The sequence below is a fragment of the uncultured Anaerococcus sp. genome (assembly GCF_963510915.1).
Taxonomy (GTDB): domain Bacteria; phylum Bacillota; class Clostridia; order Tissierellales; family Peptoniphilaceae; genus Anaerococcus.
This window is the reverse complement of the sequence record NZ_CAUPHG010000135.1, coordinates 1-3,419: the sequence shown is the minus strand read 5'-3', so window position 1 is coordinate 3,419 and position 3,419 is coordinate 1. Positions and strand designations below refer to the sequence as shown.

The 3,419-nt window shown below is 35.0% G+C and carries 4 protein-coding genes; all 4 read right to left on the bottom strand.

Features of this window, described 5'->3' with window-relative positions; all coding sequences use genetic code 11:
* Positions 1 to 206 (bottom strand): DnaJ domain-containing protein (locus tag RQ893_RS08670; protein ID WP_311482617.1); only part of this gene is annotated, 206 nt, incomplete at its 3' end.
* A 96-nt stretch (positions 207 to 302) separates the two neighbouring features.
* Positions 303 to 2,117 (bottom strand): molecular chaperone DnaK, encoded by a 1,815-nt coding sequence (gene dnaK / locus RQ893_RS08665; protein WP_311482616.1) that lies wholly within the window; start codon positions 2,115 to 2,117, stop codon positions 303 to 305.
* Between the two features lie 11 nt (positions 2,118 to 2,128).
* On the bottom strand, positions 2,129 to 2,680 hold the full coding sequence (gene grpE / locus RQ893_RS08660; protein WP_399523604.1) for a nucleotide exchange factor GrpE: 552 nt from the start codon (positions 2,678 to 2,680) through the stop codon (positions 2,129 to 2,131).
* Positions 2,681 to 2,696: 16 nt separating this feature from the next.
* Positions 2,697 to 3,419 (bottom strand): HrcA family transcriptional regulator (locus tag RQ893_RS08655; protein WP_311482614.1); only part of this gene is annotated, 723 nt, incomplete at its 5' end.

Below are 3,419 nucleotides of genomic sequence, written 5' to 3'. Positions count from 1 at the left end.
GCTCCGTAGGTATCATATTTTTGTTTCTTTTCAGGATCTGATAGGATTTCATAGGCAAGGGTCGCTTCCTTAAATTTCTGCTCAGCTTCCTTGTCATCAGGGTTTAGGTCTGGATGGTATTTTTTAGCAAGTTTTCTATATTCTCTTTTAATCTCTGTACTTGAAGCATTTTTACCAACGCCCAGCACTTCATATGGATCTCTCATACTTCCTCCAATCATTAAAAAGAGCTATTTCACTAGGAAATAGCTCCTTTTATCAATTGTTTTTATTATACTATTTATAGGTAATCTTTCAAAAGATTATTCTTCATCTTCATCAATTACTTCATAGTCGGCATCTACAACGTCTTCATCCTTGCTACCAGCCCCGCCTTGGCTTGCTTCATTTGCCTTATACATTTTCTCGCTTACCTTGTAGATTTCATTTGTTAGCTCTTCTGTTAGGCTCTTAATCTTATCAATATCATTAGCTCCTATTGCACTTTCTAGTTCTTTTGCCTTAGCTTCGATATTTTCCTTATCAGCACCTTCAAGTTTAGCATCTTCTACAGTTTTTCTAGCTTGATAAACTAGGTTTTCTGCGTTGTTTTTAGCGTCTATATCTTCTTTTTTCTTTTTATCTTCTTCAGCAAATTTCTCTGCTTCTTTAATTTTCTTATCAATCTCTTCTTCAGATAGGTTAGATGAAGATGTAATTGTAATTTTTTGTTCCTTACCAGAACCTTGGTCCTTAGCTGTTACATTTACAATACCATTAGCATCTATATCAAATGTTACTTCGATTTGTGGCACACCACGTCTAGCTGCAGGAATGCCTGTAAGTTGGAATCTGCCTAGGGTAGTGTTATCTGCTGCCATTTCACGTTCACCTTGAACAACGTGGATGTCTACTTCTGTTTGTCCATCAGCTGCAGTTGTGAATATTTGTGATTTCTTTGTTGGGATTGTAGTATTTCTTTCGATTAGTTTTGTAGCAACTCCACCAAGAGTTTCAATACCAAGTGATAGTGGTGTTACATCAAGAAGTAATAGGTCTTTTACTTCACCTGTTAGGACACCACCTTGGATAGCTGCACCAATTGCAACTGATTCATCTGGGTTGATATCTTTTTGAGGTTCTTTGCCGATTATTCTCTTAACTAATTCTTGAACAGCTGGTACCCTTGTAGAACCACCAACAAGTAAAACTTTGTCGATATCAGATGCTGATAGACCTGCATCGTGAAGAGCATCTTCTACTGGTTTTCTAGTTTTTTCTACCAAATCGTGAGTTAATTCATCAAATTTTGCTCTTGATAAGTTGATGTCTAAGTGGACAGGTTGACCATCTACTGCTGTGATAAATGGTAGATTTACATTAGTTGTTAGGGTTGAAGATAATTCTTTCTTAGCCTTTTCTGCTGCATCTTTTAATCTTTGCATAGCTGTTAAATCTTTTGTAAGATCAACGCCAGATTCTTTCTTAAATTCACTTGCAAGATAATCTACAACTGCATTATCAAAGTCATCTCCACCTAATTTGTTATTTCCTCTTGTAGATAATACTTCAAATACTCCATCACCTACTTCGAGTATTGAAACATCGAAGGTACCGCCACCAAGGTCGTAAACCATTATCTTAGATTGGTCAGTTTCCTTATCCATACCATAAGCAAGAGCTGCTGCTGTTGGTTCGTTGATGATTCTGTCTACTTTAAGACCTGCGATTTGTCCAGCATCTTTTGTAGCTTGTCTTTGAGCATCTGTAAAGTAAGCAGGTACGGTAATTACTGCGTTTGTTACTGTATCATTAAGATAAGCCTCTGCATCTGCCTTTAATTTTTGAAGAATCATTGCTGAGATTTCTTCTGGTGTATATTGTTTGCCATCAATTTCAGGGCTTTTCCAATCGTGACCCATCTCTCTTTTAACTGATGCTATTGTTCTGTGTGGGTTGGTGATTGCTTGTCTTTTAGCTGTTTCACCAACTAATCTTTCTCCATCTTTTGAGAAAGCAACTACTGATGGAGTAGTTCTATTACCTTCACTATTTGGGATGATAGTTGGTGTACCACCTTCCATAACAGCTACTGCTGAGTTTGTTGTACCTAAGTCAATTCCTATAATTTTTGCCATAATTTTTCCTCCTACTTGCTTACCTTAACCATAGCTGGTCTAAGGATTCTGCCGTTTAATGTGTATCCTTTTTGGAATGTTTCTATAATATAATCTTCTTCCACAGTATCACTACTTTCTGTCATGACTGCGTGGTGGAGATTGTGATCAAATTTTTCACCGTCTGATGGTATTTCTTCTAGGCCTTCGTTTTTAAGGGTTTTAAGAAGTTCGTCTCTTGTCATTATAACTCCCTTTACAAATGGATCTTCTGGATCCTTATCCTTTAGGGCCCTATCGAAATTATCAAGAACTGGTAATAACTTTTCTATCAAAGAGCTAGATGCATACTTTTTAAAATCCGCCTTAGCCTTTTCTTCTCTTTGCTTATAATTTGCAAAATCAGCCATTAACCTTTGATATTTTTCTATATATTCATTGTTAGCTGAAGAATCATTCACATCGTCAACTATTTCTGCATCTATGATTTCTTCTTCTAGATTTTCTTCTATTTCATCTTCTATATCTTTTATATCTTCGACTTCTTCTTCTAGATTTTCATCTTTTTTGATATCGTCTGCCAATTCCTCCACCTTCCTCTTATTGATTTAATAAATCTGAAATTAGTTTTATACTCTCAATTACTTCCTTGTAATTTATCCTAGTTAGACCCACAACACCAATCGTGCCGATGGTATTTTCATCTACCTTAAAATATGAAGTTATGATTGTATTTTCTTTTAATTGGTCAATCTCATTTTCTTCTCCGATAGTAATGACAAGACTTTTATCATTCTTATCAGTTAGAAAATCTGTAATAATATCTGGACTTTCAAAGAGATTGATAAATTCCTTAGCCTTAACTATATCATCAAATTCCTTGAAATTGAATATATTACCCAAACCCTCTATCTTGATTTCTTTATTAGAATCTTTAACGGATTCATTCTCCATCTTAGTTTGGATTATATCGAGTAAATACTTATAATTGAGGTTTAACTTTTCTTCAATCTTCCTAATCTTATCAGACAAGTCTAAAATGTTTGACCCGATTAACTCTCTTTGCAAGAGCCTGTTTAAAAATTCTAGGTCTTCGTCTTCTGGACTATAATTTAACCTAATCAAGTCATTTACTATCAAGCCATTATCATAAACTACTATCAAAAGCAAGGAAGATTCGCTTACCCTTAGCATTTCGATATTAGCAATTGATTTGATTTGATTTTTGTAAGTAACTGATACTGCTGTTAGATTTGTAATTCCTGCCAAAATCTTTGTAGCGGAACTTACTATATCCGTAGCATTGTGGTATCTCTTATCTAG